Origin of the sequence: Mycobacterium sp. NPDC050853 (assembly GCF_040653875.1) — a bacterium.
Lineage (GTDB): Bacteria > Actinomycetota > Actinomycetes > Mycobacteriales > Mycobacteriaceae > Mycobacterium.
The window spans coordinates 162,721-187,748 of the sequence record NZ_JBFAGW010000003.1; the positions used below are offsets into that span (position 1 = coordinate 162,721).

General features: G+C 63.9%; 26 protein-coding genes, 3 tRNA genes and 1 pseudogene. 20 read left to right on the forward strand and 10 right to left on the reverse strand.

The window, feature by feature from the left end:
- Positions 1 to 32 precede the first annotated feature (32 nt).
- Positions 33 to 1,229, forward strand: coding sequence for a cysteine desulfurase-like protein (locus AB0H22_RS12625; protein WP_180750523.1), 1,197 nt, complete (start codon positions 33 to 35; stop codon positions 1,227 to 1,229).
- 26 nt (positions 1,230 to 1,255) lie between these two features.
- On the opposite strand, the gene AB0H22_RS12630 is transcribed toward AB0H22_RS12625, so the two are convergent.
- Complete coding sequence (locus AB0H22_RS12630; RefSeq protein ID WP_358146799.1) at positions 1,256 to 2,245, reverse strand: NAD(P)H-quinone oxidoreductase; 990 nt, start codon at positions 2,243 to 2,245, stop codon at positions 1,256 to 1,258.
- A 95-nt stretch (positions 2,246 to 2,340) separates the two neighbouring features.
- Between AB0H22_RS12630 and AB0H22_RS12635 the strand changes: the two genes are divergently transcribed.
- Together AB0H22_RS12635 and AB0H22_RS12640 are read left to right on the forward strand one after the other, a co-directional pair.
- Positions 2,341 to 2,844, forward strand: coding sequence for a MarR family transcriptional regulator (locus tag AB0H22_RS12635; protein ID WP_358146801.1), 504 nt, complete (start codon positions 2,341 to 2,343; stop codon positions 2,842 to 2,844).
- A gap of 31 nt (positions 2,845 to 2,875) precedes the next feature.
- Positions 2,876 to 2,962 (forward strand) — tRNA-Ser (locus AB0H22_RS12640).
- 464 nt (positions 2,963 to 3,426) lie between these two features.
- Here AB0H22_RS12640 and AB0H22_RS12645 read toward each other — a convergent pair.
- Positions 3,427 to 3,852: a very short patch repair endonuclease gene (locus AB0H22_RS12645; RefSeq protein ID WP_358146802.1), complete on the reverse strand. Its 426-nt coding sequence runs from the start codon at positions 3,850 to 3,852 to the stop codon at positions 3,427 to 3,429.
- A gap of 63 nt (positions 3,853 to 3,915) precedes the next feature.
- On the opposite strand from AB0H22_RS12645, the gene AB0H22_RS12650 reads away from it, so the two are divergent.
- The 3 genes from AB0H22_RS12650 (at position 3,916) to AB0H22_RS12660 (ending at position 7,750) form a co-directional block, all read left to right on the forward strand.
- Positions 3,916 to 5,004 (forward strand): DNA cytosine methyltransferase, encoded by a 1,089-nt coding sequence (locus AB0H22_RS12650; RefSeq protein ID WP_358146803.1) that lies wholly within the window; start codon positions 3,916 to 3,918, stop codon positions 5,002 to 5,004.
- 10 nt (positions 5,005 to 5,014) lie between these two features.
- On the forward strand, positions 5,015 to 6,148 hold the full coding sequence (locus AB0H22_RS12655) for a NaeI family type II restriction endonuclease (RefSeq protein ID WP_358146804.1): 1,134 nt from the start codon (positions 5,015 to 5,017) through the stop codon (positions 6,146 to 6,148).
- A 246-nt stretch (positions 6,149 to 6,394) separates the two neighbouring features.
- Positions 6,395 to 7,750, forward strand: coding sequence for a 2-polyprenyl-6-methoxyphenol hydroxylase-like oxidoreductase (locus AB0H22_RS12660; protein ID WP_358146805.1), 1,356 nt, complete (start codon positions 6,395 to 6,397; stop codon positions 7,748 to 7,750).
- 14 nt (positions 7,751 to 7,764) lie between these two features.
- Here AB0H22_RS12660 and AB0H22_RS12665 read toward each other — a convergent pair whose 3' ends face one another.
- Positions 7,765 to 8,280 (reverse strand): OsmC family protein, encoded by a 516-nt coding sequence (locus AB0H22_RS12665; protein ID WP_358146806.1) that lies wholly within the window; start codon positions 8,278 to 8,280, stop codon positions 7,765 to 7,767.
- A 163-nt stretch (positions 8,281 to 8,443) separates the two neighbouring features.
- Between AB0H22_RS12665 and AB0H22_RS12670 the strand changes: the two genes are divergently transcribed.
- From AB0H22_RS12670 to AB0H22_RS12680, 3 genes are read left to right on the forward strand one after another with little or no spacing between them, the layout of a single operon-like run.
- The gene (locus AB0H22_RS12670) at positions 8,444 to 9,256 is read left to right on the forward strand and encodes a methyltransferase domain-containing protein (protein ID WP_358147034.1); all 813 of its coding nucleotides are present in this window, start codon (positions 8,444 to 8,446) and stop codon (positions 9,254 to 9,256) included.
- Positions 9,256 to 9,903, forward strand: a complete 648-nt coding sequence (locus AB0H22_RS12675) for an ArsR family transcriptional regulator (RefSeq protein WP_358146807.1) — start codon at positions 9,256 to 9,258, stop codon at positions 9,901 to 9,903. The genes AB0H22_RS12670 and AB0H22_RS12675 overlap by 1 nt, the downstream gene beginning before the upstream one ends.
- 35 nt (positions 9,904 to 9,938) lie before the next feature.
- Entirely contained in the window at positions 9,939 to 10,274 is a 336-nt protein-coding gene (locus AB0H22_RS12680) for a cupin (protein ID WP_358146808.1), read from the forward strand.
- A gap of 11 nt (positions 10,275 to 10,285) precedes the next feature.
- On the opposite strand, the gene AB0H22_RS12685 is transcribed toward AB0H22_RS12680, so the two are convergent.
- Genes AB0H22_RS12685 through AB0H22_RS12695 form a run of 3 tightly spaced genes read right to left on the reverse strand, consistent with a single transcriptional unit; the run spans position 10,286 to position 13,600 of the window.
- On the reverse strand, positions 10,286 to 10,759 hold the full coding sequence (locus AB0H22_RS12685) for a hypothetical protein (protein ID WP_358146809.1): 474 nt from the start codon (positions 10,757 to 10,759) through the stop codon (positions 10,286 to 10,288).
- 53 nt (positions 10,760 to 10,812) lie between these two features.
- Positions 10,813 to 12,690: a family 2A encapsulin nanocompartment cargo protein cysteine desulfurase gene (locus AB0H22_RS12690; protein WP_358146810.1), complete on the reverse strand. Its 1,878-nt coding sequence runs from the start codon at positions 12,688 to 12,690 to the stop codon at positions 10,813 to 10,815.
- Complete coding sequence (locus AB0H22_RS12695; RefSeq protein ID WP_180750529.1) at positions 12,677 to 13,600, reverse strand: family 2A encapsulin nanocompartment shell protein; 924 nt, start codon at positions 13,598 to 13,600, stop codon at positions 12,677 to 12,679. Before AB0H22_RS12695 ends, AB0H22_RS12690 begins: the two co-directional genes overlap by 14 nt.
- Positions 13,601 to 14,039: 439 nt before the next feature.
- Between AB0H22_RS12695 and AB0H22_RS12700 the strand changes: the two genes are divergently transcribed.
- Positions 14,040 to 15,311: a thioester domain-containing protein gene (locus tag AB0H22_RS12700; protein ID WP_358146811.1), complete on the forward strand. Its 1,272-nt coding sequence runs from the start codon at positions 14,040 to 14,042 to the stop codon at positions 15,309 to 15,311.
- Here the strand turns inward: AB0H22_RS12700 and hisC are convergent.
- The gene (gene hisC / locus AB0H22_RS12705; protein ID WP_358146812.1) at positions 15,308 to 16,351 is read right to left on the reverse strand and encodes a histidinol-phosphate transaminase; all 1,044 of its coding nucleotides are present in this window, start codon (positions 16,349 to 16,351) and stop codon (positions 15,308 to 15,310) included. The two genes, AB0H22_RS12700 and hisC, sit on opposite strands and share 4 nt — an antisense overlap.
- A gap of 134 nt (positions 16,352 to 16,485) precedes the next feature.
- On the opposite strand from hisC, the gene AB0H22_RS12710 reads away from it, so the two are divergent.
- The 3 genes from AB0H22_RS12710 (at position 16,486) to AB0H22_RS12720 (ending at position 17,148) form a co-directional block, all read left to right on the forward strand.
- Positions 16,486 to 16,574 (forward strand) — tRNA-Ser (locus AB0H22_RS12710).
- A 48-nt stretch (positions 16,575 to 16,622) separates the two neighbouring features.
- Positions 16,623 to 16,698, forward strand: a tRNA-Arg gene (locus AB0H22_RS12715).
- Between the two features lie 21 nt (positions 16,699 to 16,719).
- The gene (locus AB0H22_RS12720; protein ID WP_358146813.1) at positions 16,720 to 17,148 is read left to right on the forward strand and encodes an SRPBCC domain-containing protein; all 429 of its coding nucleotides are present in this window, start codon (positions 16,720 to 16,722) and stop codon (positions 17,146 to 17,148) included.
- Here AB0H22_RS12720 and AB0H22_RS12725 read toward each other — a convergent pair.
- Both AB0H22_RS12725 and AB0H22_RS12730 read right to left on the reverse strand, forming a co-directional pair.
- Positions 17,145 to 17,613 (reverse strand): annotated as a pseudogene (locus tag AB0H22_RS12725) (GNAT family N-acetyltransferase). The gene AB0H22_RS12720 and the pseudogene AB0H22_RS12725 sit on opposite strands and share 4 nt — an antisense overlap.
- On the reverse strand, positions 17,610 to 18,203 hold the full coding sequence (locus AB0H22_RS12730; RefSeq protein WP_180750533.1) for a TetR family transcriptional regulator: 594 nt from the start codon (positions 18,201 to 18,203) through the stop codon (positions 17,610 to 17,612). Before AB0H22_RS12730 ends, AB0H22_RS12725 begins: the two are co-directional and overlap by 4 nt.
- A 113-nt stretch (positions 18,204 to 18,316) precedes the next feature.
- On the opposite strand from AB0H22_RS12730, the gene AB0H22_RS12735 reads away from it, so the two are divergent.
- Positions 18,317 to 18,550, forward strand: coding sequence for a hypothetical protein (locus AB0H22_RS12735; protein ID WP_358146814.1), 234 nt, complete (start codon positions 18,317 to 18,319; stop codon positions 18,548 to 18,550).
- Between the two features lie 15 nt (positions 18,551 to 18,565).
- Here the strand turns inward: AB0H22_RS12735 and AB0H22_RS12740 are convergent, their stop codons facing one another.
- Positions 18,566 to 18,952: a hypothetical protein gene (locus AB0H22_RS12740; protein WP_180750535.1), complete on the reverse strand. Its 387-nt coding sequence runs from the start codon at positions 18,950 to 18,952 to the stop codon at positions 18,566 to 18,568.
- 149 nt (positions 18,953 to 19,101) lie between these two features.
- Here AB0H22_RS12740 and AB0H22_RS12745 point away from each other — a divergent pair, with 149 nt between their 5' ends.
- The 6 genes from AB0H22_RS12745 (at position 19,102) to AB0H22_RS12770 (ending at position 25,021) form a co-directional block, all read left to right on the forward strand.
- The gene (locus tag AB0H22_RS12745) at positions 19,102 to 20,703 is read left to right on the forward strand and encodes a GMC family oxidoreductase N-terminal domain-containing protein (RefSeq protein WP_358146815.1); all 1,602 of its coding nucleotides are present in this window, start codon (positions 19,102 to 19,104) and stop codon (positions 20,701 to 20,703) included.
- Between the two features lie 69 nt (positions 20,704 to 20,772).
- Entirely contained in the window at positions 20,773 to 21,066 is a 294-nt protein-coding gene (locus AB0H22_RS12750; RefSeq protein ID WP_180750537.1) for a hypothetical protein, read from the forward strand.
- On the forward strand, positions 21,066 to 22,937 hold the full coding sequence (locus tag AB0H22_RS12755) for an alpha/beta hydrolase (protein WP_358146816.1): 1,872 nt from the start codon (positions 21,066 to 21,068) through the stop codon (positions 22,935 to 22,937). Before AB0H22_RS12750 ends, AB0H22_RS12755 begins: the two co-directional genes overlap by 1 nt.
- Entirely contained in the window at positions 22,934 to 23,446 is a 513-nt protein-coding gene (locus tag AB0H22_RS12760; protein WP_358146817.1) for a hypothetical protein, read from the forward strand. Before AB0H22_RS12755 ends, AB0H22_RS12760 begins: the two co-directional genes overlap by 4 nt.
- Before the next feature lie 83 nt (positions 23,447 to 23,529).
- Positions 23,530 to 24,180 carry a TetR/AcrR family transcriptional regulator gene (locus AB0H22_RS12765; RefSeq protein WP_180750540.1) on the forward strand — a complete coding sequence of 217 codons (651 nt, stop codon included), beginning with the start codon at positions 23,530 to 23,532 and terminating at the stop codon, positions 24,178 to 24,180.
- Positions 24,167 to 25,021, forward strand: a complete 855-nt coding sequence (locus tag AB0H22_RS12770; RefSeq protein WP_180750541.1) for a metal-dependent hydrolase — start codon at positions 24,167 to 24,169, stop codon at positions 25,019 to 25,021. Before AB0H22_RS12765 ends, AB0H22_RS12770 begins: the two co-directional genes overlap by 14 nt.
- The last annotated feature ends 7 nt before the right edge of the window (positions 25,022 to 25,028 follow it).

Genomic DNA, 25,028 nt, shown 5'->3' on the forward strand with positions numbered 1-25,028 from the left:
GTGACCTGTAGTGAGCATCTAAGGTGTCTGGCATGGCATATGACGTCGCCCGGGTGCGCGGTTTGCACCCGACACTCGGCGACGGATGGGTGCATTTCGACACTCAGGCCGGGATGCTCATCCCCGATGCGGTTGCTACGACTGTATCCACAGCCTTCCGCGGATCCTTCTCCGACACGCGCGGACCCCACCCCAGCGCGCGCCGCAGTGCAGCCGTGTTGGAGGCCGCCCGGCAGGCCGCTGCCGACCTGGTGGGCGCCGACCCGCGTGGTGTGGTGCTGGGCAGCGATCGTGCCGTTCTGCTCAACTCGTTGGCCGAGGGGTCGTCCTCCAAGGCGGGGCTGGGCTACGAGCTGGTGGTGTCCAGGCTCGACGAAGAGGCCAATGTGCAGCCCTGGCTGCGTTCGGCCAACCGGTATGGAGCCAAGGTCAAGTGGGCCGAGGTGGACATCGAATCCGGCGACCTGCCGTCCTGGCAGTGGGAGTCGTTGCTTACCAAGCCGACTCGGTTGGTGGCCGTGACGGCGGCGTCGTCGACCCTGGGAACGGTGCCTGACCTGCAGCAGGCCACGAAGCTTGCGCACGCGGTCAGCGGCATCGTGGTGATGGACTGTTCGAGCCTGGTGCCGTACCGGGCCGTGGACATCGAGGCTCTCGACGCCGATGTTGTTGCGTTCAACGCGACGGCTTGGGGTGGACCCCCGGTTGGTGTGTTGGTGTTTCGCGACCCTGCGCTGCTGGATTCGATCAGTTCGATATCGCTGGATCCGTACGCGAGTGGCCCGGCACGGCTTGAGCTGGGCGGGCATCAGTTCGCGATGCTGGCCGGACTGGTAGCGAGCGTGGAGTACCTGGCGGGTCTTGACGAATCCGCCTCGGGTACCCGGCGTGAGCGGCTGCTGACGTCCTTGAACTCGGCAGGTGCATATCTGGACTGGCTGTTCAGATATCTGGTGAGCGCGCTGCGGACCCTGCCGCGTGTCATGGTCATCGGAGCTCCCGAGGATCGGATCCCTGCGCTCAGCTTCACCGTCATCGGGGTTCCGGCGGATCGGGTGGTGCAGCGCCTGGCCGATAACGGTGTGTGCGCGATCGCGAACACCAGCTCGCGGGTGCTCGACGCGATCGGTGTCAACGAGATCGGTGGCGCGATAACGGTCGGGTTGGGGCACTATTCAACGGCTGCCGAGGTTGACCAGCTGGTCCGCGCGGTCGCCTCACTGGGCTGAGGGCCCACGCTCTTCGCGCGAGTGGCTCATCGCAGCGTCAGTAGCACCTTCCCGACTACCTCGCCGCTCTCCAGCAGACGATGCGCTTCCGCGGCCTGGCTGATGGGGATCTCGGCACCCACGACCGGCCGGACCTTTCCTGCCTCGACGAGTGGCCACACGTTCCGCACCACGGAATCCACGATCGCCGCCTTGCCGGATGGGCCCTCGACGGGACGGGCTCGCAGGGTGGTGGCGGTGATCGAGCCGCGCTTGGCGATCAGCTTGGCGATGTTCAGCTCCGCGACCACACCGCCCTGCATGCCGATGATGACGAGGTGCCCGTCATTGCCGAGGGCATCGACATTCCGGTCCAGGTATTTCGCTCCCATGATGTCCAGAATTCGATCGACACCCGCACCGCCGGTGAAACTGTGAACAGCCTGTACAAAATCGGTGTCGCGATAGTTGATGGTTAAGTCGGCGCCAAGATCACCGCAGGCCTCGAGTTTGTCGGGTGTGCCGGCGGTGACCGCAACCCGCACACCGAGCGCCTTGGCGAGTTGAATGGCGTGGGTGCCGATACCACTGGCGCCGCCATGAATCAGGATGGTTTGTCCGCCAGTCATTCTCGTTGTCATCACCAGGTTCGACCACACCGTGCACGCGACTTCGGGTAGCGCGGCCGCTACGTCAAGGTTGATATTTGAAGGAATTGGTAGCAACTGGCTAGCGGGCGCTACCACTTTTTCTGCATAGGCACCGCCGGATAACAGCGCGCAAACGGGTTGTCCCACAGCCCATTGCGTAACTTTCTCACCGAGTGCGCTGATGACGCCCGAACATTCGAGACCCAATATGGAGCTTGCTCCAGGTGGCGGGGTGTACAAACCCTGACGTTGCAGCAGATCCGCGCGATTAACTGCCGCGGCGGCCACGTCGATCAAGATCTCGCCCGGACCTGGGATTGGATCGGGAACTTCGGTCCAGCACAGCGCTTCTGGCCCACCCGGATTGTCAACGGTGATAGCGTGCATAACATCCAGAATATGCCGAGCTATCGGGCGCCGGGACACAGCGGGTGGAGGCGCGGTCGAGGCAATGGGATGGTCGGCGGAAGGGGGGATGGCGTATGAGTACGCGTTCGGAGAGTGAAGTCCCTGGACTTGATCTCGCTGAATTTCGTTCGTGGCAAAACTTTTGGGTGGCCACTAACAGGCTGTACTTCTTGCTGAATCGCAAGATGGTTGCAACACACAACATTTCATTGACAGATTTTCACGTGCTGCAGCAGCTACTACGGTCTGCCAACGGCAGCTGCCGGATGGGGGATATCGCCAACGGCCTGCTGGCCTCGCGTAGCCGCATCACCCATCAGGTGCGTCGCCTGGAGGAGCAGGGCCTGGTGAAACGGGGGTCGATGCCCCAGGACCGCAGGGCAGTGCTGGCGGCGCTCACCGAGCAGGGCCGCACGCTGGGCGAGGCGGCGATGCTCACGTACTCCGAGTGTGTGCGTGAGCACTATCTGGCTCGGCTGACGCGACCGCAGCAGGCCGCCGTCGCCGAGAGCTTCCGGCGGGTGGGTGAGGGTGCCGAGGAGGCGCTCAATGAGCCCAAGGGTCGCGTCGGGGAGTAGCCCGCCACACGGAGCCGCTAGGCTTGCCGACGGTGGCGTGGCAGAGCGGCCTAATGCACTCGCCTTGAAAGCGAGAGTCGGCTAACACCGACCGGGGGTTCAAATCCCTCCGCCACCGCTCTTAAGGGGAAACTTCCGTCACCCCGTCGAAGTGTTGGGGCTTCGGAAAGTTGCCACGGTCAGCAATATCGACGGGGATCGCCCCTGGCCTATGTCGGTGGGGCGTGAATCAGCACGGCACCGCCGATCGGCTGGCGTCTGCGGCACCGGAAGAGGTTCGCGTCACTCGATTACGCGAGGGTGTGTCACGACACCATGTCCGCTGAATCCGCGGCTGGCGCACCGCGCCTTCGGATCTCACGTTCCAGCAGGCGATCGAGGCGTGGTTCACGTCCAAAAGACGCCAAGGCGGCGCGCGGGCCGCGCACCGCTCCTCTGCGACGGTGCCCCTCGGTGCGGTGACGTCCGGGTTCAGGAGATCGGCAAGGCTGAAGTTCGGAAAGTTGGTGACCGAACTGCGCACCGATGCAACGGATTGTGGTGCCAAGGCCAGCATGCCGAAGTACGGGCCGACGGGGGCGCTCAGTGGCGCTCACGGACAACCTCCGCGATCCGTGCAGCGACGTCGGTAGGGTCCTCATGTTCCCAGAACCGGAGCACTACCCAGCCGGCATCCGTGAGCATCGCGGTCACCCGCGAGTCGCGGTCGCGGTTGCCGATCACCTTCGACGCCCAGAACTCGGCGTTAGTCCGGGCCACGGTGTGGTGCTCGGGGCAGCCGTGCCAGAAGCACCCGTCGACGAAGACCGCGACGTGCGCCCGGGTGAATACGAGATCGGCCCGCAGGCGCTTCCGATCGGACAGCGGCGCGAAGTCGATTCGGTAGCGTAGACCTGCCGCATGGACCAGCTTCCGCACGGCGAGTTCGGGTTTCGTGTCCCGTCTCCGGTTCGCCTGCATCGACGCGCGGGTCGCTTCGGATGAGGCCCACGACGTGTTAGCGGCCACGTCTAAATGCTACGGCCGGCGCGCCTCTCGGCGGTGTCGGTACCCTGATTTAGGGTGTACTTCATGGCGGGTGTGATCGACCTTTTCGCAGGTTGCGGGGGTATGACGGCAGGTTTCGCCGCCGAGGGATATGACCCGATGCTGTCGGTGGAGTTCAACCTGCACGCCGCGGCGACCTACGCCGCGAACTTCGGGGAGGACCACACGATCTACGGCGACATCAAGAACGTCGTCCGCAAGCAGATACCGAAGGCTGACCTTGTGATCGGCGGTCCACCCTGCCAGGGCTTTTCAAACCTAGGGTCGAAGGATATCGACGATCCACGCAACCAGCTCTGGCGCGAGTACCTGCGCATCGTCGGCGTCGCCAAGCCCAAGGTGTTCGTCATCGAGAACGTCGATCGGTTCATGAAGTCAGCAGAGTTTCAACTCCTACTCGACGAGGTCGACAACGGCTCGCTCAGGGGTTACGAGCTGAGCTATGACCACCTGAACGCCGCAGACTTCGGCGTCGCCCAGCGGCGGATCCGCACCATCGTCATCGGCTCTCGCATCGGCAAGATCGAGTTGCCGAAGGCGACCCACGCCAGGAATCCGGCCCTCGACTCAGAGCTGCTGCCATGGAACGGCACGAAGACGCGCATAAAGGGCTTGCCGGCCCGCCCTGCGACGACCAGTCTGCCGAGCAGTACCACCGAGTTCTTCGGTCACGTCGTGCCCGGCGTTTTCAAGGCACTCGACCTGCATGTTGGACGCAACCCCACCGAGTTGTCGCTACAGCGCTACGACCATGTGCCGCCCGGCGGCGGCCGCTTCGATGTGCCCGACCACCTTCTGCCGCGCTGCTGGCGCGAGAAGCCCACCGGCACAACCGATGTCATGGGCCGGATGCAGTGGGGGTTCCCGTCGCACACGATCCGCACCGAGTTCTACAAGCCGGAGAAGGGTGCCTATCTGCATCCACAGTGGGACGCCCTCGGGAAGAACCGGGTAAACCGTCCGATCACCCACCTAGAGGCTGCGAGATTGCAAGGGTTTCCCGAGGAGTTCTTTTGGTGCGGCAGCAAAATTGAGATCGCTCGCCAGATCGGCAACGCGGTCCCGGTTGGTCTGGCGCAGGCTATCGCCAAGCACCTGCGCGCGTATCTGTAGACCGGTCGCCGTGATATTGCCATTCGACGACTCCGTTCCGGCTGTGCAGGATTCCCGTGCCGCCGCGATGCGGCGCCGTCGCAACACGCCCCGACGCCTCGTGGCGCCCACTGATTCGATGGGCACGATGCCGAACGCCTGGGCGCTGGACAGCGGGTTGCAGCAAGAGGTTCCCGCCGAGCTGCAACCGTTCGTGGACTGGTTTGAGAACGAGACCGGCGCGCGCGAGCGATTCCGCTGGGTGCTGCGCGACTCACTAGATGAGCTGCTGGATGGGCAGCGGACTGGTCGATGGGCGTATCAGCACCTGTCGAAGACTGAGAAGACTTACCTGGGCACCGCCGTTGAGGTGAACCTGACCAGGGAGTTCGACTTCCCGGACGGCGACCACCTCGACTGGAAGATCGCCGGTGCCGATATCGACTGCAAGTTCTCCAGGGTTCTTGGCGGGTGGGAGATTCCGATGGAGATGTACTTGTGTGCCGCCCACGGCGATCAACAGGGCGTCGCCGACCACCCCGCATTGCTGGCTTGGTTCGACGACACCACGAACCGGTGGGCCGCAGGATTGGTCACTGTCACCGACGAGCGCCTATGGTGGCGAACCGCAAAGGGGTCAGGCGAAAGCAAACGAGGCTACAACCGGGACAACAAGCGGAAGCTTTCGAACGCCGCGGCGGAGGACGTGTGCTGGCTGTGGGGTGGTTTGCAGACCGACCTGCCCCGCAACCTCCTGCTGCACCTGGACCCCGAGGTCCGTGACCGGATTTTTGCGTTCCCGGGCTCCGGCCAGAAGCGCGTCAATCAACTGTTCCGCGAGGTCCAGGGGCGGCTTGTGGGTCGCCAGACTGTCTTAGCGGTTGCGCAGCAAGACGACGCCGTTAAGCGTCCACGGGATGCTCGGCTGCAGTTGCGCGCGGAGGGCATAGTGATACTCGGCCACCAGGATTCGCACCCGGCGATCGCGGCCAAGTTGGGTCTTTTAGTGCCGGTCAAGGGTGAGTGGATCGCGGTGCGTGTGACTACGGTGTCTGAGGCTGACAGTCGTCGGTTCTTCACCTTGAACGGGCAACGCTGGGCCGTAGCAGATGAGGACGAACCGGTGATCGCGGCGCCGGAACTGCCGAAGAAGTTCCGGCCCTAGCCGGATCCGTGAAAGGTCGCCGCCGGCCCTCCTAACGCATATCGACTTTCGTTCCGGACTCTTTGGGTTCGAGGTAGATCTGCCGGACGCCGATGTTATTCCCGATGGCGTACCTGGTCCCCGGCGCACAGCAGCTGGTTCGACATCACCGCGAATCTCTGATATCCGTCCCTGTTGGGTCTGGACGCTGGCTGCTGCCGGTGCCAGGCTGGCGGTTGTGAGGGACGTCGATCGGGGTGGGCTCCGGTGAGCCGACGTGGCCACCGCGCCGTGGTCTGCGGCGCAAGTATGGCCGGATTGCTTGCCGCACGTGTGCTGGCGGAATTCTATGAGCATGTCACGCTGGTGGAGCGTGATGTGTTGCCGGAGAAGGTGATCCAGCGTAAGGGAGTGCCCCAGGGCAGGCATCTGCATCAATTGCTGAATCGTGGCTCGACGGTGTTGAGCGAGTTGTTTCCCGGCCTGTTCGATGACCTCGTGGCAGCCGGTGCGCACATTGTCGACGATCCATCGCTGGCCTATATGCATATTGGTGACCATGCACTGGCCCAACACGGTCAATTCATAAATCGCGAAGCAATGGTGGCGCACACCGTGAGTCGGCCGTTACTGGAGGCTCATGTCCGGCGGCGGGTGCAGGCCATCGAGAACGTGACATCCCTCGAAGGGCATGATGTCGTTGAGCCGATTCTCGGCCCGGAAGACCGCGTTATGGCCGTTCGGCTGGTGAGTCGCGAAACCAAGCAGGAACGGGTGCTGGACGCGGATTTAGTGGTTGACGCCACCGGTCGGGCTGGTCGAACTCCCGCATTCCTCAGGGCGCACGGCTTCGAGAGCCCGGCCGAGCAGAGTTACTCGGTGAACTTGCGCTACTGCAGCCAGTTTTTTCGAGTGCCGCACGGACTGCTCGCCGAGAAGGTTGCCTTGGTTGCACCCACTCTTCAAAGTTCTACGGGCGCAGGATTTTTGGCCTACGAGGACGATACCGCGGTCCTGACGTTGATCGGTATCGCAGGACACAGACCACCGGAGGACCTCCCTGGGCTTCTCTCCTCGGCCGCAGAGCTCCTGCCCGCCCGTTTTGTCGCCGCACTTCGGGCCGCAGAACCGATTGGCGAGATGTCGGCGCAGCAGTACCCGGCAAGTGTGTGGCGCCGCTACGACAAGTTGCGCCACTTTCCCCCGGGTCTGCTCGTCCTGGGCGACGCCTTCTGCAGCTTCAACCCGGTGTACGGCCAAGGCATGACCTCGGCGGCGTTCCAAGCGAAAGCATTGCGACGCTGTCTGGCCCAGTCCAATGATGACGATCTGAGCCGGCGCTACTTTCGGGCGGCCGCCAAGAGTCTGACTCAGATTTGGCAGGCCAACAGATTCAACGACTTCATGGTGCTGCCTGCCGACGATTGGCGTTTGATACCCAAGCGGTTGTTGAACTGGGGTACGAACAGGATGGCGGCCGCGGCCACCGAGGACATCGTCGTAGCCGAAACATTCATGCGGCTGGTGCAACTCCATGATGGGCCTACGCGCCTACTGCGGCCCGCACTCTTGATTCGCATCATTGAGGGAAATCTGCGTCGCATAAGCACATCGACGCGCTAGGTCTTAGCTGTGAGCTATGCCGAAATGATCAGCTGAGTGTGCACTGGGGTGGTGCCGGTGGTCAGATCCAACACCGGGCAGTGCGCGTCCACGGCTTCCTGAAGTTCGCGGTACCGCTCGTCGCTGTCCGGTCCGGAGACCGTGACGGTGACGCGGATCTGCTGGAAACCGGGCCGGATGCCGTCGTCTAGGCCGAAGAAGCCCCGCACATCGAGGTCACCCTCGGCGCTCGCGCTGAGCGAATCAACCTGAATGCCTAGCCTTTCCGCCCAGAAGCGGTAGGTCACCACCTGGCAGGACAACAGCGACGCCAGATGGAACTCAACGGGGTTGGGCGCCGTGTTCTGCCCGCCAAGGCTCGGTGGCTCGTCGACATGGACGCTGTACTTACCGAGGGTGATTTCACTGCCGACCGTGCCCTCCGGTTGGGCGGACGCCTTGAACACCACCGTCGCTGCAGCCGGCTTGTCGGCGACTGCCGACCGGGTCGCAGCGGTGATCGCGTTGAGGGACGTTGTCGAAGCAGTCATGCGCGATAACGCTAGTCGCATCGCCTCCGCGGCTGGACGGTTGCGCCCGCGGTGAATCCAATCCGGATGCCGTAGAGGTAGGGCTATTTAAAAGGAAAAGAATCCTCTAAATTGGAAGGACGTACTTGAATACCAAACCTTGATGGTGAAGGAGCTGATCGCGATGGCAGCGAGGGAAACGCTTCCGTTGGCGGGCCGGAGCGATGAAGATCTGCCCGGACATTGGCTGTTGGCGCGACTGGGCAAGCGTGTTCTGCGCCCGGGCGGGCTTGAGCTGACTTTCCGCCTGTTGGCTGCCGCGAAGCTGTCCGGTGCCGACGTGGTGGAACTCGGCCCAGGACTCGGCCGGACCGCGCGCGACATCGTGGCACTGCGGCCGCGGTCCTATATCGGTGTCGATGACACCGCGGCCGCTACCCAATCAGTGCGCGATGTCGTGGCGCCGTGCGGCGGTCGCGTCATCGTCGCGGATGCGGCCAGTACGGGCTTGCCCGATGGCAGCGCCGATGTCGTCGTCGGTGAGGCGATGCTGACGATGCAGACCGACAAGGCCAAGCGGGCCATAGTGGATGAGACGTACCGGGTCTTGCGTCCGGGCGGGCGGTATGCGATTCATGAGCTGGGGCTGACACCCGACTCCGTGGACGCCGACACCAAGAACGACATTCGCCGTGCCCTGGCCCGCTCGATCAAGGTCAATGCCAGGCCGCTCACTGTGGCCGAATGGAGCGAATTGCTCACGGCTTCGGGATTCGACGTGGTGAGCACCGACCGAGCACCGATGGCCTTGCTCAATCCGCGGCGCGTCATCGCGGACGAGGGCATCGGGGGCGCCCTGCGGCTGGTGAAGAACCTTCTCCTGCATCCCGCGGCACGCAAGAGAGTCTTGGCCATGCGGCGTACGTTCCGCGAGTACCGGAACGCGTTGACGGCGGTTGCCGTAGTCGGTGTTCGGCCCGTCACCGCGAGCGCCTGATGACCGACACCCGCAGGGTAGGCCAGCAGCGTCAGCGCGTCCTGGGCCTACTGCGGGAGGCGCCCCAGCCGGTTGATTCGCGGCACATCGCCGACAGTCTGCGGATACACGTCACCACCGTGCGGTTTCACCTCAAGATCTTGGTAGAGCAAGGACATATCGTCCGGCGCGGTGGCGGTACCGAGCAGAAAGCAGGCAGGCCACGGCTGGCGTACGCGATCGCCCCGCGCCTCGACTACGCTGATGTCGTGTCGCTGTTCGCGGTGCATCTTGGTGGCACACCAGCAGAGCGTGAGTCACGGGCGGCGCTGGTTGGAGCCGACCTAGCGCACCGTGTGAACGTAGTGTGCCGCCGGGCGGCGATGCCGGCCGTGGACTTGGTGGTGGAAACCCTTGGCGAACTCGGCTTTACGGTGCGCTCCACGCTGATGTCCTTTGGACGCATCACCGTACAGATCTGCTCATGCCCACTGGCCGAGATCGCAAGGACAGCCCCGGAAGTGGTCCGCGGGATCCAGCGCGGCCTTATCCAGGAAGTGCTCGATGTCAACGCAGACTCGGTGGGCGGCCAGTTCCAGGTCACCGTCTCGCCCGACGCCGGTCACGGCAACTGCACCGTCAACTTGGCGCTGGATCCCCAGGTATGACGCACGGCCCCAACACATGTGAAGGAGACGCGGCGATGGACGTCATCTCGATGATCGCTTTGGGCGAGCAACATGTGGGCATGGCACGAAACGCGCCCAGCGGTCGGGCGGCGCACACCGTGCACGGCGGCAGCGGCCACGTGCTGAGGCAGGTGGTACTGGCTCTGGCTGCCGGCCAAAAGCTTGCCGAATACGAAAACCCCGGTGAGGCGACGTTACTGGTGCTGCAGGGGCGTGTGGAGCTCGCGACGGCAACCGCAAGGGCTGCCGCCGCGGCTGGTGACTTCATAGTCATTCCGCAAGAGCGGCATGACCTTACGGCTGTTGAAGAGTCGGCCGTGCTTCTGACGGTGGTCGGCCGGGCGACCTGAGGCACCCGAAGTCACATCTTGGGGATGTTCAGCGGGACGTTCCAGCCGGCCAATTTGCAGTCGATTTGCCTAGGGGATTGGTAGCCCTCAAGGTAGGTAGCCGCCGACCCGCAGGCCAAGTACGTCCCCGGCTTGAGGGCCACTGGCTGGTCGTCAGGTGGGAAGACCACCGAAAATGAATCTCCGTTGTGGACGTCTCGGACCGTCGTGTACTCCAACGGCACCGCATTTGCCGCACCCTCCGGAGTGCCGTCGTCGACGGTCAGGTTTAGCGTGAGTTCCATCAGCACGCTGTCCAGGTCCGTGTAGCAGCCACTGGCGTTGATCCGGGTCTGCACCACCTGCGCCCCGCCCACTGTGGCGATGTAAGGCCTGGCGATACCGAAGTTGCAGCCCACCTGGTTGACGTCGGCGCGTGCGGGTACCGCCATCCCGGTTACCGCGAGCACCCCCGCCAGCACGCCACCTAACCACGCTTTGAGCATGTCCGCACTATGGCACATCTTGATAGCGTTGCAAGGCGAACCCGCCCGCTTCGCTAGGCCTTGGGCCCTCCGCTTTCCGCCAGCCTGCGCACCGCGTCGATGAAGACGTCGATCTCGTCGAAGGTGTTGTAGAAGGCGAACGACGGCCGCACGGTCTGTTCCAGCCCGAGGCGTCGCAGGATCGGCTGTGCGCAGTGATGCCCGGCCCGCACCGCGATACCGTCGGCATTCAGCGCCGTGCCGACGTCCACAGGATCGTGCCCGTCGAGCACGAACGACAGCACCGATGCCTTGTGGTCGGCGGTACCGACCAGCCTCACACCGGGAATCGCCGCCAACAACGGAGTGGCGTACTCCAGTAGCGCGTGCTCGTACTCGGCGATCCGGTCGATGCCGATGCGCTCCACGTATCGCAGCGCCTCGCCCAGCCCGACGGCATCGGCGATGTTTCCGGTACCCGCCTCGAACTTGTTGGGCGGACCCTGGAACACCGCGCGCTCCAATGTCACGTCGGCGATCATGTTGCCGCCACCCTGCCACGGCGGCGTCTCCGCCAGGGCGTCCTCGCTGCCGTACAGCACACCGATTCCGGTGGGTCCGTAGATCTTATGGCCCGAGAAGACGAAGAAATCGGCACCGAGCTCCTGCAGATTCACCGTCAGATGCGGCACCGACTGTGCGCCGTCGATGAGTACCCGCGCACCATAGCGATGCGCGATATCGACGATCTGCTTGGCGGGCGTCACGGTCCCCAATGCGTTGGAAACCTGGGTGGCCGCAACCAGTTTGGTGCGCGGACCGACCAGGTCCTCCAGCTCGGAAAGCAGCAGGTTGCCGGCATCGTCGACCGGGGCCACCTTGATGACGGCGCCCGTCTTCTTCGCGATCAGTTGCCACGGAACGATATTGGCGTGGTGCTCCAAGTGGGTGATGACGATCTCATCCCCGTGCCCGAGATTCTTACCGCCCCAGGCATGTGCCACCAGGTTGATGGCTTCGGTGGCACCGCGCACGAAGATGATGTTCTCGTCGGCCTCGGCGCCCAGGAACTTGCGGACCGCACCGCGTGCGTCCTCGTAGGCGTCGGTGGCCCGTGCTGCCAATTCGTGTGCGGCACGGTGGATATTCGAGTTCTCGTGCTGATAGAAGTGCACCAGCCGATCGATCACCGACTGCGGTTTCTGCGTGGTGGCGGCGTTGTCGAACCAGATCAACGGCTTACCGTTGACCGTCTCGGACAGGATCGGGAAGTCCCTTCGGATCGAGGCGACATCGAAGGCCCGCGCATCCTCATGGATGGGTGCCGCTGCCGGTGCTCCGCCCAGGAAGTAGTAGTCCGCCTCGTTCCCACCTGCAGGAGCCGCCGGAGCACCCCAACCGAGGTCGGGAACCGCGAGCCCCTCCGAGTGCGGCGCCACTCGTGGAACCGAAGGTGCCGCTGCCACGGCCGGTGTGGCGAGTACTCCCGGAATCGTCGGCACCAAACCAGCGGGAATGCCGAACGGATCCACTACGCCTGCAGCCGGGTACGTCGCTGCGGCATGTGCGGCCGATGTCCCGGAGGTCAGATCCCCGCCCCCGCCGCGCGGTGCGACCGGTGCGGTGCCGGGGACGCTATCCGGCAGTGTTGCCACCGGACTGAACGACGCGATCGGGGGAGCCACCGCAGCCGAGGAAACCGCGTCCTGGACAGGTACGGGTGCGTAGGGACTCGCCAGTGCCGCGGCGGTTGCCGCCACCGACGTGCCGGCCGTTCCGTCGGGAACTGTCCCGCGTGGCCCCACAGGAACCGCAGGCCCCGGGGTGTCGATACCCGGAGCGCCGGTAGGCGTTGCCTCCCAGAACAACTGGGTGGCCAACGCCGACAGCTCCGCCGCGGACGGGAAACCCGGCGGGCTGTCCGCTACTGGAATCGCATCACTTGTAGACATGGAACTTGTCCACCTGCACGTCGTCGAGAACGGCCAGTGCGTCATCGGTCAGCACAGCCAGCGACGAATACAGGGTGACGAGGTACGAGGCGATGGCCGACCGGTTGATCCCGGTGAACCGCACCGACAGACCCGGTGCCTGCTCGCCGACGAGTCCGGGCTGGAACAGGCCGACGACGCCCTGACGCTCCTCGCCGGTGCGCACCAGCAGGAACTTGGTCTTGCCGTCCTTCACCGGAACCTTGTCCGACGGGATGATCGGGATACCGCGCCAGGTGATGAACTGTGCGCCGAACAGGCTCACGACCACCGGCGGCACGCCACGGCGGGTGGCCTCGCGGCCGAACGCCGCCACACCCAGCGGGTGAGTCAGGAAGAACCCGGGGGTCTTCCACACCTTGGTGATCAGGGCATCCAGGTCGTCCGGGGCGGGCGGGCCACCGAGGGTCTTGATGGTCTGCTCCGGCGTCGCCTGGGCGAGCAGGCCGTACTCCGCGTTGTTGATGAGCTCGCTTTCCTGACGTTCCTTGATGGACTCGATGGTCAGGCGCAGCTGCTGGGCGATCTGGTCATGCGGGCTGGAGTACAGATCGGAAACCCGGGTGTTGATATCGAGCAGGGTCGAGATGGTCCGCAGCGTGTATTCGCGCGGGTTGGTCTCGTAATCGACGTAGGTCTGCGGCAGCGGGGCCTCGCCCTCGCCCTGCTCCTCGCTGTGGATGGCGACCTTATCGGGGTTGATCACCCGGTTCACCCGGTAGATGCCTGCTTCGACGGGAACCCAGTTCAGCAGATGCAGCAGCCACCGCGGGGTGATCGTCGACAGCTGGGGGACGGTCTTGGTGGCGTTGGCTAGCTGCCGTGCGGCAAGGTCACCGAGAGCCTGAGATTCATTCTTGGCAGCGGGCACAGCAGATTCCTCCTCGGAAATGGGAACAAGACCGGACGAGTGAAAGCCTAATCGCGATCACCGCGGCGCATCAGGTAACTAACACCCGTGCGCCAAACTCCGCCGCGCAGACGGCGTGGCGCCCCGGCCCGGTCTGCCCGGCGCGCCTCCGATGTCGACACGCCGCATCGCGGCGGTTTCGTATCGCACGTCCTCACCGCAAGACGGAGTGTCGGCGCGGGAGGGCGCACGTAGACTTGTTGCATGCAGCATCTCGCAGAGTCTCGCCGCCTCTCGGCGACCAGCGGGCTGCGTGCCGAGATCACCGGGGCGCGCAGCGCCGCCGTGTGTTGCTGTTGTTGTTGATCCCCTAACCCCGCCCCTGGCATCCCAGCTCACCGTCATTCGACGATGCCGAGCTTCTGGGCTGCAATACACCGGCATAAGGATCAACCAACCCATGACCACTCATTCTTTGCTATCACTCGTCGAATGGCCGTCTGCCCGCATCACTGGCAGGCGCCGCGGTCATAACACGAAGGCGCTCCCGCAGCGTCTGACGAGGTACCGCGGCGGCACCTATTCCTCGACTGTGGACGAGGTTGTGTTCACTGACGGAACTTCTGCTCGCACAGATTTAATTCGCCTCAACCCCAGCATCGCGGCGTACTCGCTGGATATCGCGGGTATTGCCCCGAACCTGCCATCGGGCTACCAGGTGGCGGACTGGCTGTCGGTGGCCAACCTCAGGGCCCGAACCCGCGAGACACAGGTCGCGTGGATTCTGGCCAACTCTTTCCCTGCGCTGTCGACGGCGCAGCTGAGCCACCGGTTGCGTGCGGCGGGCTATTTGGGTGAGGCCAATATCAAGGACCACGAGGCCATCGCCGGCACTCAGGCGGCCATCTGGTTCCTCACCAATGGGGTGGAGCTCGATACCGCCGCGCGCAATGTGCCCACGGCCACGCGAAAATCCCCCTCCTTCATCGAGTTCGAGTTCGATGAGCGTCCGCAGCTGGGTGGTTTTGTGGTGCGTACCGGTGCGGCGCAAGGGGCGGCCAGTGTTCGGCTGCATGCATCGGTCAACGGTGCGGTGTGGCGAGAGGTGTCCTCGTCGGAGTTGAGTTTCACGGCGGGCGAGACCCGATACGTGAAGGCGTTGGGTGTGGGCGCGACCGTTGCCGAAACCCGCCATGGTGCATCGGATCTGGGGTACCGCTTCTATCGTCTGTACGTCCAGGGCGGTACCGCTGAGGTCGAGGGCGTCGACTTCTGGTTGCACGATGCACGCAACCATCGCAATGCCGACCGTGTCGTGCAGCTGTACCGGTACTTGCTGGAGCGGTCGTCGATCGCCGCCGGCCAGGTGGAGCATTCTGTCGCGATCGATGATTCGCAGGCAGTGATGGCTGCGGGTCTGATGGGGCCTTTCGTGGTTGATTCAGCACGCCCGGTTATTCTTTCGTTGTCCGAGGGTGCAAAGGCGATGGACATCTCCGGCGCTGAGCTAGCGGGTTCGGTGAACCCGGGTACGCGTTTCTATGTGCGTCCTGCGGAGTGCATCGCGGCGGTGACGGTCTCCGTGTCCGATCCCACCGCGGCGGCTCGTGTGCTCACTGGGGTGGCCCAAGGTCCTTTGACTCCACTGGCTTTGGTGCTCCCGGATGCACAAGAAGTTGTCGAGTTCACCGTCGAGTGGGCCGAAGCCGCGGAACTTTCGCGGGTGAGTTAGCGCCAGGCGCGCGCGAACTCAAGGAAGGCGTCGTTCTCCTGCGGTGCCCCAATTGTGACCCGTACGCCATCAGTTCCGAAGGGGCGCACGATGATTCGGGCTTCAGCTGAGGCCTGTGCGAATTCCGTGGAACGTTCGCCCAGTGGTAGCCACACGAAGTTCGCCTGTGAGGGCGGCACCTCGTACCCGGCTTCTCGTAGCGCGCCGGTCACCCGGGTGCGCTCGGCGACAACGTTATTCGTGCGGGCGAGGAGTTCCTCGGCGGCGCCGAGTGAGGCCACGGCCGCAGCCTGAGCGAGGCTGGACGCGCTGAACGGCACGTACACCTTGCCGAGCGTGGTAATCACGTCGGGATCGCCGATCGCGTAGCCCACGCGCAGGCCTGCGAGGCCGTATGCCTTCGAGAAGGTGCGCAACACAACCACATTGGAGTGCTCGCGGACCAGCGCGAGGCTATCGCTAAGATCCTCGCGCACGTACTCGATATAAGCCTCGTCGATCGCGATGAGGATGTGCGACGGTACGGTCTCCACGAACCGCCGTAGATCGGCTGGCGGCACCACGGTGCCGGTCGGATTATTCGGGTTGCACACGAAGATCAGTCGGGTGGCGTCGGTGACCGCGGCGGCCATGGCGTCGAGGTCGTAGGTGTAGTCGATCAGCGGCACCTGCACCGGGGTCGCCCCGGCGACCCGCACCACCAGCGGGTAGGTCTCAAAGGATCGCCAGCCGAACAGCACCTCGTCGCCGACCGTCGCCGTGACCTGGACCAGCTGCTGGCACAGGCTCACGGATCCGCATCCCACGGCGATGTGTTCGGGTGGCATGTCCACGTGTTTGGCCAGGTGAGAGCGCAGCTCGGCGTACCCGTTGTCGGGGTACCGGTTGATCAGCGAGGTGGCCTCGGCGATGGCGGCGCGGACGCTCGGCAGTGGCTCGTGGACGGTCTCGTTACTGGCGAGCTTGATGGCGCCGGGGACACTGCGGCCCGGGGTGTAGGCCGGCAGGTCGGTCAGCTCGGGGCGAAGTCGCGCAGGCACGGTCATCAGAGTATCGGTGCATGTAGGGCTGGATGACGACCCACGGCTTTGCCTTCCGGCCGCGCGGGCCTGTACTCTGTGCCCTCGGCGGTTCGGGATCCATTTTATGGGTTCCGGTACCCTCGGGAAGTTCAGGAGGCGTGCCAGAGCGGCCGAATGGGACTCACTGCTAATGAGTTGTCCCCTTTACGGGGGACCGGAGGTTCAAATCCTCTCGCCTCCGCGTCGGTCTGCAGGCCAAACCTGTTGACCTACAACAATTGAATAGTAAGCGCCCGTAGCTCAACGGATAGAGCACTTGACTACGGATCAAGAGGTTAGGGGTTCGAATCCCTTCGGGCGCACCACACATTCGCAGGGGGTGCGCTATGACTCGAGTGCAGCGCTACATTCCCCATCCGCCCCAACGCGTATGGGACGCGGTACTCGATCCCACGAGTTGGTGGGAGGCTCCCGAACGTCCGATCGAGGTTGTCGTGGGCGCCCGCTTTGATCTCGAGACGGTCCCCATCGTGGGTACCCGCTTCACCGGAGCGTTCGAGGTGGAAATTCTGGACGCCCTGCGCGGTGAAAGGTTGAGGACGAGTCTGGTGGCGCTGGCGCAGCCGGGCTCACCTGCCGAATGGGAGCGGCACACGACGTTCCGCGAACATGAGGGCGGCACGCTGCTGAACGTCGCCAATGTCGGTGTGAACATGCGCGACCGCGATGAGCGGCTGCTGTTGCGCGCCGTCAAGGACATCCAGGAATGGGAGCTGCACGGCGTGGCCGAGCTGCTGGACCGCGCCCGTCCCTAAGCCTTCGCAAAGCGAAGCAGTCGCGCCGTCGCCAATGTCTGGTGGGCGTCGAACTGGACGAAGGTTGTTATAGCTTCGAATCCCAACCGCCGCAGCAGGCTCAGAGACCGTGTGTTGGCACTCTGGGTCACCACGATCACGGGCTGGTCGGTGAGCTCCGCGGCAGCGGCGCCGAGTAGCGCGAACGCTGCCCGGTAGGCCCAGCCCTTTCCCCATGAGTCGCGGCGGAACACGTAGGACAACTCCAGTTCGTCTCCGTCCGGAAGAACGTGGCCGGGGAGGTCCGAACGTCTGCGACCGAGTGTGATGGTTCCGGTGAACCGATCGTCGGTCTTATCGGCCACAACGAAGGCCCCCGGTGTCGCCGTGGCGGCCGGAGTTCTCGACGAACCCGCCGCGGTCGGCGTCATGCGCCTTGCGGAGCACCACGTCACCCGCGTCGATCCGGTCCGCTTTCAGCGTCATATCAGTCCGTCACGCAGCTGCTGGAAACCTTGGGCGACAAGCTCTCCGGGATCTCTCGGTAGCTTGGCATCGGATACCGCCAGCTGGATGACCGTCCCGAGGACCGCGTAGGCCGCGTTGCAGACCAACCGCGGATACAGGTCGACGTCAGGATCTAGGCCGGTGCGCCGACTGACCTCGGCAAGCACCAGAGTGCCCACATCGTCGGATCGGGCTGCGTCGTGTGCGGCCAAGCCCGGATTCTGCGCAGAGAGCCGGGTGACCGCGACGGCGGTACTGAAGGCCTCGGAGGTCGCCAGGTCCAGCATCACCGCCTCCAAAGAATCCACCACGTGCTCCTCGGTGGGGCGCTGACGTAGCACCCCGACTGCGTTGTCCTCGATATCCCGCAACGAGAACAAGACGGCGTCTTCCTTGCTGGTGAAGTAGTTACGAAAGGTGCGTGATGTGACGCGCACCGCGTTGGCGATGTCATCGACGGTGACCGCCGCCAGGTCCCCGCGTTCCAGCGCCAGCTCGAGGGCGGCGCGACTCAACGCCAGTTTGGTTTCGGACTTCTTCTGTTCACGCAGGCCGTGGGTCGGTGGCATGTGGTCATGCTAACAAACATTCCAAACTAGGAAACTTTTCCATTTGTGGAAACGTTTAGCCAGTAGATCCGGTCGCCACCCTGAGGCCCGGAGTGTGAAGAAGAGGCACTGACATGCGGAAACTACTGGCAACCCTGGGCATTGCCGCCGCCTTGGCGGCCGGGAGCATCACGCTGGCCGGCCCCGCCGCCGCGGCCCCGTGCGGCAACGTCGTGGTGTGGGGCAATGGCGGCGGCGTTTGTGAGTCCGATTTCGCGCCCGATGGCAGCTTCAACCGATGTGACACCGTGTATGTGCTCGGCATCGGCGGGACGAACTGCTACCGGGTGTACCCACCCGCACCGTGAGTAGCACCACCGGGTTCACCAGATTCCGTGCAGGCGACCCCAATTCGCGATGTACGGTGCCGCAACATATGTGCCGATGGTGAATGGAACGCCGATCCAGACCCATGCGGGCCGCCGTGAGAACGCCGTCACCCAGCCGATCGGTATCAGCGCGGTCACCGACGAGGCGACGAACGCGATGACGGGGAGCGCGATCGCCCAGTGCTGGCCTTCGGCGGAGCAGATGTAGTCCGCGTCGTTCCCGTGACAACCGTCGCTCGCCATGGTCGCCGCGAAGAACCACATGAAGCTGACGGCCGCCGCCGCGGTGAGCAGCAGCCCAACCACGAGGGCGTACAAGCCGAAGTGCACACCCCAGCTGTCAGATGGAAGTTTCGATCCCGCCCCGCCGGCAGCTGCCATGGCGACCAGTGTTGCAGCTCCGGGGAGTTCGCGATCGTTGCTCGTTCCTCCGGGCGAGGTGGGGACATGATCGCGCCCAGACTTCATACCTGGGACGTCCCGTACCAGAACCTTCCCCACATGATGTCAAGTCCGCTAGCGTCGCCACCATGGTTGAGGTTCCTTCTACTGACATCGCGGCTGACTACGTCATCGTGGGCGCGGGATCGTCGGGTGCTCCACTCGCGGCTCGGCTCTCCGAACGGACCAACGACCAGGTACTGGTCCTGGAAGCGGGTCCCAAGGACAAGGACATGGGAATCCACATTCCCGCCGCATTCTCGAAGTTGTTCCGTAGCGATGTCGACTGGGACTACCTGACCGAGCCGCAACCTCAGCTGGACAACCGCCAAATCTATTGGCCGCGAGGGAAAACGCTGGGCGGTTCGTCGTCCATCAACGCCATGATGTGGGTCCGTGGGTTCGCGGCCGACTATGACGACTGGGCCGCTGTTGCCGGCGACCAATGGTCATTTGCGAATATCGCCCCTTATTTCAAGCGTATCGAGGCGGTGGAGGGTGCCACCGAAAGCGACGAGGGCACCGACGGTGCGCTAAAGATCTCTAAACAGCGCAGCCCCCGCTCCAGCACCGCGGCGTGGCTGGAGGCCGTCAAAGAAGCCGGATTTGATGTCGAGCGGGCCAATACTCCTGAACCCAAGGGGTTCTCGGAAACCATGGTGTGTCAGAACGGCGGTCGTCGGTGGAGTACCGCGGACGGTTACCTCAAACCCGGCCTGCGACGTCGGAACCTGAACGTGGTCACCGACGCCCAGGTGCGCCGGGTGTTGTTCGACGGAACGCGGGCGGTGGGTGTCGAGTATGTGCGCGACGGCATCACACATACCGTGCACGCCCGACGTGAGGTGATTCTGAGCGGCGGCGCCATTAACTCTCCTCAGCTGCTGATGCTTTCGGGGATCGGAGACGCCAAGCGGCTTGCTGAACTGGGGATCCCGCTCGTGCACGATGCCGCGCAGGTCGGCCAAAATCTGCTGGATCATCTGTGCTGCCCGGTGGGTTATGAGGTCGAGGCCGACTCGCTGTACAGCGCGGAGAAACCGCTGCAGCTCGCCAACTACTTCCTGCGCCATCGCGGCATGCTCACCTCGAATGTCGGTGAGGCGTACGGGTTTATCCGTAGCCGTGCCGATCTCGCGCTACCCGATCTGGAGTTGATCTTCGCGCCCGCGCCGTTCTTCGATGAGGGCCTGGGGGAGGCCGTCGAGCACGCCATCGTGATGGGACCCATCCTGCTCAAGCCGGAAAGCAGTGGCGAGATCACCCTCACCTCGCCCGACCCGTTGGCCAAGCCGCGCATCGATCCGCGTTACCTGAGCGACCCGGCCGGGCAGGACCGCGCCGCCATGATGTTCGGGCTGCGTACCACCGCGCGCATTGCCGAGACGCCATCGATGCGGGCGGTGCTGGGCAGGATTCTGCGACCGAGGAATCCCAGCGACGATCTGGAGGAGACACTCGTCGCCGCGCTGGAGAACAACTCACACACCCTGTATCACCCCGTCGGGACCTGCCGAATGGGGACAGATGAGGCCAGCGTGGTGACACCGAACCTCACCGTTCGCGGTGTACAGGGACTGCGAGTGGTCGATGCCTCGGTGATACCGAGTCTCATTCGCGGCCATACCCACGCGCCGTCGGTGTTGCTCGGTGAGAAGGCCGCCGATCTGGTGCTGTCTCCACAGGGCTGACACACGTACTCGTCGTGACGCATGGTGCCGGATAGACTCGCTAGTGGTGGGAGTTAGCGGAGGGGACTTATGACTGACGAGTTCGGTGTCCGGACCGAGGAGCTTGCGGCCATCTCCAAGACATGGCTGGGCGAGACGTTGCACATCAACGACGTGTCGTGGTCGTCATTCGAGGACGCCTCAGGCGCCGGAAGTGAAGTGTTAGCCGCGATCAGAGATGTCCAGTCGCCGGGAATCAAGGCGATGTCGTCGATTGCCCGCAGGTTCTCGGATATGTCGGGACTCATCAACACCTTCGCCGCAAACGTGACGGCGCAGGATGAGAAGAGCGCCGTGTCCTTCGATGCGTTGAAGCCGCGCTGATGCGTCCGACGATCAGCCAGCTGCGTGGCTGGAACCTGGATGCGCTCACCAAGGCGGGTGAGACGGCACGTGATAACGCGCGGACGCTGGACAGGTCGCTGGACTCCTGTGACCGTGTGTTCAACGACGCATCGGGCTGGTACGGCAAGACCCACGACGCGGCGAAGGCCAAGGTCGACCAGGAGCTGGATCACGGTCGTGAGGTCCGGAATGTTCTGAACCGGCTGTCCGATGACGCCGAGGATGCGGGACGAACGCTCAAGCACGCCAAGGAGTACACGCTTCAGGACGTGGACGCCGCCGTCGCGGAAGGTTTCACGGTCACCGACACCGGCGAGGTCAGTCACCCGGACGCCGAGAAGGCGCAGGCCGCCGCCGATCACCAGCGCAGGATTCAATCGGGGCTCGACGAGCTCGCTCGTCTGGACGAGATGTACGGCAGGCGACTACGAGAGGCCGTCAACGACCTGGAGAGTATGCGCGACGGACAGCAGGATGTGACGTTGCCGACGGGGGAGAAGGTCGATCCCGACGCGCTCGTTGACCGAGTGTCGCGGATGAATGCCGATGAACGTGCGGCCTTCATGTCGACGCTGAGTCCGGAGACTGTGCACGCCATGGTGATTGCCAACCCAGAGGTGATGGGCAACAGCGACGGAATTCCGTTCGATACCAGTATCGCGGCGAACGAGATCAATATCCGCAACGCGCTCAATGACGAGTTGCAGAAGCAGCCACCTGATCAGGCGCGGGTGGATCAGCTGAACAACATGCTCAAACCGATGGAAGACCCCCTGGTGACGAGGCCCGCCGATGCCGGTCCCAGCGATTACCTCGTGGACCGGAAGTACGTCAAGTTCTCCGCGGAGGGCAACGGCCGCATGATCGAGATGATCGGCGACATCAAGCCGGGGGTCAGAGGTGTCGGCGTGATCGTTCCCGGTACCAATACCAACCTGAACGGGAGCGGCTCGAACCATGAGTCGGCGGTCAAGCTGGCGAAGGAGAGCGGATCGCCGATCTTCCTATACCTGGGTGGCGATTTCCCGCAGGGGCTCGACAAGGCGGCCGATCCCTCGTATGCGGCGGCGATGGCACCCAAGCTGGTCGACTTCGGCCACGAGGTGGACCGCGCTGTGGGCCAGAATGCCCCGGGGACACCGGTCACCTATGTGGGTCATTCATACGGGGGAGCCATTGTGGGGACCGCCGAGCAGATGGGTTTGCGTGCCGACCGCATCCTGCATGCGTCCTCGGCGGGCACTGGAATCCTGCCGGGTGGATACACAGATCCGAACCCGAATGTGCAGCGCTATTCGATGACGGCGCCCGGTGACCCGATCGCCCTCGTGCAGTCACTGCCGCGAGATATGCGGATTTCGGATATCCCCGGCGTGGATGACATTCCGGGTATTCCGCACAATGTCGAGGGCCGAATCGGCAATCCGCTGGGTGGTCTGCCCTCGGCGACGGATCCGGACAGGATTCCCGGCGTGACTCGGCTGGATACCGGCTACTACGGGGAGTTCGGCAAGCACCCGAACCAAGTAATCGTCGGACCCGATGGGCACGGAAGCTATTGGGATGACCCCAATTCAGACGCTTTCCACAACATCGCGGCGGTCATCGGCGGCGGCGAGGCGACGGCCTATGTGGAACGGGGCATCCAAACGAACTACGTCGACGTGAACGTTGGTGACGACGGAAACTTCAGGGCAGAGGCATGGGATCAGGGGCGAGCAGCGGCCGGACCAAAGGTGCCCGAGCTCCCGTGGGACGACCAGGGCACCGTCGACCGGCGCCAGCATCCATGGGATAACCCGAGGGTGACAGATCACCCAGAGCGTGGTCAAAGGGTTCAGGTGAAATGAGGTCTCTGGCAACGGTTGTGGCGCTGCTGACTTTGGCGGTCGGAACCGCGTGTGCGGGCCCGGGCACACACACGACGGAAATGACAAGTGAGGACACGATGCAACCCATCACGCTGACGGTCACCGAAGCCGCACGCATCACCGCCGGTTATGTTTCCCTCGTTTCCGGACAGGAAGCGGACCCGAGCCCTGACCGTGCTGAGAAGGTCGGTTGCCAGACAAACAAGGAATCACTGATGAGCGAGGGACCGCCGTGGAAGGTGCGCAGGCAGTGGTGGGTGGACAATCCGCCACAGGAGCTCATCGCCGCGGCCTTGGGTCGGTTGGATTCGCTTGCAGCACAGGGGTTTGATCGTCAGGTCTGGGCGCGACCGGACCCGGAACCGGCGAACACCAAGACGTACCACGACGCGCGTGGATACGTAGTCGGCGCGCGGGCCTACACCACCGCTGGTGGACGAGATCTCTTCGAGGTCACCGCGATGTCCCCCTGCGCGAACGACGGTTAGCGCTAGACCATCAGGTCTCGCATTTTGACGGGCATTTGACAGGCAGGCTTGCCTGCCTGTGAAAACGGGGCTACCGTGACGCCGTGACCGCAAGCAGAACTCGAAGGCACTCCGATGAGAGGGTTCGCATCCCGCGTGCGGAGCGGGCAGAGGCCATGAGGTTGCGGCTACTGGAGGCGACCTTGTGGTGCATCGTCGACAAGGGCTATGCAGCCACCTCCACCAATGACGTCGTTCGACGGGCCAAGGTGTCCCGTGGCGCACTTGCCCATCACTTCCCGACCAAGGCGGCGCTCGTGAACGCCGCGGCCGGGCACCTGGTGGCCAAACGCGCCCTCGAATTCGAGTCGCAGATGGCTCGGCTCGAGCCAGAGCAACGCACTCCGGCGGCGGCACTCGACATCTTGTGGTCCTTCTACGAGCAGCCCGAATGCCGGGCCCTGATGGAACTGTCAATCGCCGCCCGCCATGACTCCGAGCTGCGCTCCTTGATGAAGTCCTGGGACGACAAGTACATCGAGGTACTGCGGATATCGGCCGCCGAGGTCTTCCCCGACGTGGTCGCTCAACCATTCGGTGATGTGGTGCTGCGCAGCATCACCGCGCTTTATGACGGGCTCAGTCTCTACGACCTGGTCCAGGAAGGCCCTCGTCAGAAGGTTGCCGAGGTGCGTGCGTTGTTGATCGCAACAGTGACCCAGGTGTACCGAATGAAAGGAAATGCTCATGACTGAAACCACGACGCTTCCCATCCGCGCGCGCCGCATCCACTTCAACTATCCCGACGGCGGCCTGCGAAGGCATTACGTCCAGGACGACCTGGTGATGAGCCACGTCATCGCATATCTGTCCTCCACCTTCCCCGAGGGTGAGGACTTCTTCGTCCGGTCGGTGCGCCACTACGCCGACGAGGTGACGGACCCTGTGCTCAAGGACCAGGTCAAGGGCTTCATCGGGCAGGAAGTGACACACAGCCGCGAGCATGTCGCGCTCAATGAACGGCTGCAGCAGATGGGCTATCCGACAAGATGGAACGACCGATTCACCGGGAGGGCGCTGCGGTGGGACGAGCGTAGATTCTCCCCGCTTACGTGCCTTGCCATGACAGCAGCGCTGGAGCACTTCACCGCCGTCTTCGCGGAATCGCTGCTCGGTGACGAGGATGCGCAGGCGTTGTTGGGGTCCACGGAGGTGCGAAAGATGTTGTTATGGCACGCCTATGAGGAATCCGAACACCGTGCCGTCGCCTTCGACGTGTACCGCACCGTCGGCGGCACTGAACGACGCCGTATTTGGACCATGCGAATGGTGACGCTCACCTTCTTCGGCAGCATCGCGGCCTTCACCACGCTGTCTCTGCTGCGGGACCCGGCTACCTACAACCCGGTTCGGCTGCTACGTAGCCTGTGGAATCTGCGCCGTTCGCCGTTCCTGAAACGCTCTGTCCGCCAGCGATTCCAGCAGTACAACACAGTAGGGTTCCATCCCGACGACGTTGACAATACGGCCCTGCTGAATCAGTGGCGGCCCGAGTTATTCGGTGAGACAGGACAACTCGCCAACAACCTGGCCTAACGGCTGG

Coding starts and splice junctions, on each gene's coding strand:
- AB0H22_RS12625 (WP_180750523.1), top strand. CDS start 33: ATGGCATATGACGTCGCCCGGGTGCGCGGTTTGCACCCGACACTCGGC.
- AB0H22_RS12630 (WP_358146799.1), bottom strand. CDS start 2,245: ATGCACGCTATCACCGTTGACAATCCGGGTGGGCCAGAAGCGCTGTGC.
- AB0H22_RS12635 (WP_358146801.1), top strand. CDS start 2,341: ATGAGTACGCGTTCGGAGAGTGAAGTCCCTGGACTTGATCTCGCTGAA.
- AB0H22_RS12650 (WP_358146803.1), top strand. CDS start 3,916: ATGGCGGGTGTGATCGACCTTTTCGCAGGTTGCGGGGGTATGACGGCA.
- AB0H22_RS12665 (WP_358146806.1), bottom strand. CDS start 8,280: ATGACTGCTTCGACAACGTCCCTCAACGCGATCACCGCTGCGACCCGG.
- AB0H22_RS12670 (WP_358147034.1), top strand. CDS start 8,444: ATGGCAGCGAGGGAAACGCTTCCGTTGGCGGGCCGGAGCGATGAAGAT.
- AB0H22_RS12675 (WP_358146807.1), top strand. CDS start 9,256: ATGACCGACACCCGCAGGGTAGGCCAGCAGCGTCAGCGCGTCCTGGGC.
- AB0H22_RS12680 (WP_358146808.1), top strand. CDS start 9,939: ATGGACGTCATCTCGATGATCGCTTTGGGCGAGCAACATGTGGGCATG.
- AB0H22_RS12685 (WP_358146809.1), bottom strand. CDS start 10,759: ATGCTCAAAGCGTGGTTAGGTGGCGTGCTGGCGGGGGTGCTCGCGGTA.
- AB0H22_RS12690 (WP_358146810.1), bottom strand. CDS start 12,690: ATGTCTACAAGTGATGCGATTCCAGTAGCGGACAGCCCGCCGGGTTTC.
- AB0H22_RS12700 (WP_358146811.1), top strand. CDS start 14,040: ATGACCACTCATTCTTTGCTATCACTCGTCGAATGGCCGTCTGCCCGC.
- AB0H22_RS12720 (WP_358146813.1), top strand. CDS start 16,720: ATGACTCGAGTGCAGCGCTACATTCCCCATCCGCCCCAACGCGTATGG.
- AB0H22_RS12730 (WP_180750533.1), bottom strand. CDS start 18,203: ATGCCACCGACCCACGGCCTGCGTGAACAGAAGAAGTCCGAAACCAAA.
- AB0H22_RS12735 (WP_358146814.1), top strand. CDS start 18,317: ATGCGGAAACTACTGGCAACCCTGGGCATTGCCGCCGCCTTGGCGGCC.
- AB0H22_RS12740 (WP_180750535.1), bottom strand. CDS start 18,952: ATGGCAGCTGCCGGCGGGGCGGGATCGAAACTTCCATCTGACAGCTGG.
- AB0H22_RS12745 (WP_358146815.1), top strand. CDS start 19,102: ATGGTTGAGGTTCCTTCTACTGACATCGCGGCTGACTACGTCATCGTG.
- AB0H22_RS12750 (WP_180750537.1), top strand. CDS start 20,773: ATGACTGACGAGTTCGGTGTCCGGACCGAGGAGCTTGCGGCCATCTCC.
- AB0H22_RS12755 (WP_358146816.1), top strand. CDS start 21,066: ATGCGTCCGACGATCAGCCAGCTGCGTGGCTGGAACCTGGATGCGCTC.
- AB0H22_RS12760 (WP_358146817.1), top strand. CDS start 22,934: ATGAGGTCTCTGGCAACGGTTGTGGCGCTGCTGACTTTGGCGGTCGGA.
- AB0H22_RS12770 (WP_180750541.1), top strand. CDS start 24,167: ATGCTCATGACTGAAACCACGACGCTTCCCATCCGCGCGCGCCGCATC.